Genomic DNA, 2,967 nt, shown 5'->3' with positions numbered 1-2,967 from the left:
GGTGGGGCCCACGGGGTGGCGGTTATGGTTCGGGGCCCGGCCTGCGGGGTTGGGGATCTACGGGGTTTTCGGCGGTGGGGTGCCGGGTTTGTGGTGGTGGGCGGCGGGGCCTGAGGGTTCCCAGGGGGTTGTCGGTGGGGCGTGGGAGAGGGCGGGCGGTTGAGCGCCGGGGCCGGGCGCGGCCCCTAGGCTCGGCGGTGGTCGCGGTTCCGGGTGGCGGGAAGGTGCGGGTAGGTCAGTGGGCGCCGGTCGGGCGGCAGCGGGCAGGGACGGGGAGGTCGAGGCGCTGCGGCAGGCCGTGGCGCGCGCGTCCGCGACCGGGTCGCCGCAGGTGGTGGAGGTGCACGGCGAGCCTGGCATCGGCAAGACGGTGTTGTTGGACGAGCTCGCGCGGATAGCGCTGGAGCGGGCGTTCGAGGTGGTCTCGGGGCGGGCCGGGGAGTACGAGCGCGGGGTGCCGTTCGGGATCGTGGCGGAGGCGCTCGGCGGGTTGAAGCCGGACGACACGACGCAGGCGCTGCTGGACTCGCTGACGCCCGAGGGCGCTCCGGGCGAGGCGGGGGCGGGCGGGGGCGCGCACCGGTACCGGTTGCACCGGGCGGTGCGGCGCACGCTCGGGAGGCGGGCGCGGCCGTCGGGGCTGGTGGTGCTGCTGGACGACGTGCACTGGGCGGACGAGGCGTCGTTGGAGCTGGTGGAGTCGCTGCTGCTGGACCTGCCGGAGGCGCCGCTGGTGGTGGCGGTGGCGTACCGGGGGCACCAGGTCCCGGCGGGGTTGCCCTCGGCGTTGGGGCGCACCCGCGCGGAGGTGGTGCGGTTGGCGCCGGGGCCGCGGGTGGAGCGGGACGTGGCGGTGCTGCTGCCGGACGTCCCGGCGCGGCGGCGGGAGCTGTTGACGCGGGTCAGCGGGGGGAACCCGCTGTACCTGGACGCGTTGGCGCGGTTGGACGAGCGGGCGCTGGGGGCGCTGGACCGGGAGCACACGGACCCGGAGGACCTGCCCCGGCGCGTGGGGGCGTTGCTGACCGGGGAGCTGCGGGACCTGGCGCCGGACCGGTTGCGGGTGGCGCACGCGGCGGCCGTCGCGGGGGACACGGCCGAGGTGGGGCTGCTGGTCGCGGTCGCGGGGATGCCCGAGGACGAGGTGTTCGCGGCGGTGGACGAGCTGACGGAGCTGGGGGTGCTGCGGCCGGTCGGCGGGCGGTTCCGGTTCCGGCACCCGCTGGTGCGGGCGGCGGCTTACCAGTCCGCGGGGCCCGCTTGGCGGATCGGGGCGCACCGGCGGGCCGAGGAGCACCTGCGGGCGCACGGCGGGTCGTTGGCGTTGCGGGCGCACCACACGAGTCGGGCGGCGCGGCGGGACGACGTGGCGGTGGGGACGCTGGTGGACGCGGCGGTGGTGGCGATGGACAGCGCGCCCGCCAGTGCGGCGGGGTGGTTGCGGACGGCGTTGGAGCTGCTGCCCGAGGGGGACGGGCGGTCGGCCGGGCTGCGGGTGCTGCTGGCGCGGGCGGTCGGGTTGGCGGAGCGGTTGCCGGAGAGCAGGCGGATCCTGCACGGGGTGCTGGACGTGGCCGGGCCGGATCGGCGGGAGGCGGTGCGGTTCAGCGCGGTCGCGGATCGGTTGTTGGGGCGGTTCGACGAGTCCAAGGCGCTGTTGGAGGCCGAGCTCGCGGGGGTTGGGCTTGCGGGGGGCGGGCTTGCGGGGGGCGGGCTTGCGGGGGGCGGGCTTGCGGCGGGTGGGGGCGGTGTGGCCGGTGGTGAGGTCGGTGGGGGCGGGCGGGTTCCGCTGCTGGTGGAGCTGGCCGCCACCGAGGTGCTGCGCGGGGACACCGGGGCGTGTTCGGAGTTGGCGCGCGAGGCGGTGGTGGACGGGCGGGAGCGGGGGGATCGGGGGCAAGAAGCGGCGGCGTCGATGCTGGTCGGGTTGACGGCGTTGCAGGACGGGGACGCGGAGGCCGCGCGGGAGTGGACGCGGGCGGCGGTGCGGTTGGTGGACGGGCTGCCCGACACGGCGCTGCGGGACCACCTGCACGTGCTGCCGCCGCTGGGGTGGTTGGAGCTGCGGCTCGGGGCTCGGGAGGAGGCCGAGCGGCACCTGCGGCGGGGAGAGGAGATCGCGCTGGCCACCGGGCGGGCGCACGTGCGGCCGTACCTGCGGGTGGTGGTGGCCGACTGCGCGGCGTGGGGCGGGGAGATAGTGAAGGCCTCGGAGACGGCTGAGAAGGCGCACGAGGACGCCGTGGCGCTGGGGAGTCCTGAGCTCGCGGCGATGGCGGTGGCCGCGCAGATCGAGCCGGTGCTGTGGCGGCGGGGGCCCACGGCCGCCCTGGACCTGGCGGAGGAGGGGCGGCCACGGTCCGGGTGGTGGGCCAGGGAGGCGGACTCGGCGATCGCGTCGGCGCTGCTGCACGCCGGGGAGCTGCGGCGGGCCGGGGAACTGGCCGGGCGGTACGTCGGGGTCGGCAGCTCGCGGGGGCGCGGGTTGGCGGCGGTGCGGTGGTGCGGGGTGCTGGCGGTGGCCAAGGCCGGGGGTGGGGCGTGGAACGAGGCGTTGGGGTTGGCCGAGCACGCGGTTCGGGTGGCCGAGGAGTTGGGGATCGCGTTCCAGCGCGGGGAGGCCGCGTTGGCGCGGGCCGGGGTGTTGGCGGCCTGTGGGCGGCTGGCCGAGTCGGTGGACGAGGCCGGGGTGGCGGTGGAGCGGTTCGGGGAGGCCGGGGCGCCGTTGCAGGTTGCGCTGGGGCATGACCGGGCGGCTGCGTCGTTGGCCGCGGCTGGGGATTTTGAGGCTGCTCGGGCGGCCTACGGGCGGGCCAAGAGCGGGTATTCGGCTTGTGGGGCTTTGTGGTTGTCGGGGCGGGTTCGTGCTGGGGACTCGCGCTTGGGGGCTCGGGCGCCCCGACCCCGGCGGCCCGAGGCGGTGGGGACCGTGGAGTCGTAGTCCGGGCCGGAGCGGGCGGTTGCCCG

Annotated in this window: 1 protein-coding gene; it reads left to right on the top strand. The window is 77.4% G+C overall.

What is annotated here, in order from left to right; translation table 11 throughout:
* Positions 1-238: 238 nt before the first annotated feature.
* Positions 239-2,941, top strand: a complete 2,703-nt coding sequence (locus ACTUAL_RS14015) for an ATP-binding protein (RefSeq protein ID WP_440900544.1) — start codon at positions 239-241, stop codon at positions 2,939-2,941.
* Positions 2,942-2,967: the final 26 nt, after the last annotated feature.

This window comes from Actinosynnema sp. (genome assembly GCF_052038725.1).
The sequence above is the reverse complement of the archived record's forward strand: the minus strand, read 5'-3'. Positions and strand labels throughout refer to the sequence as shown.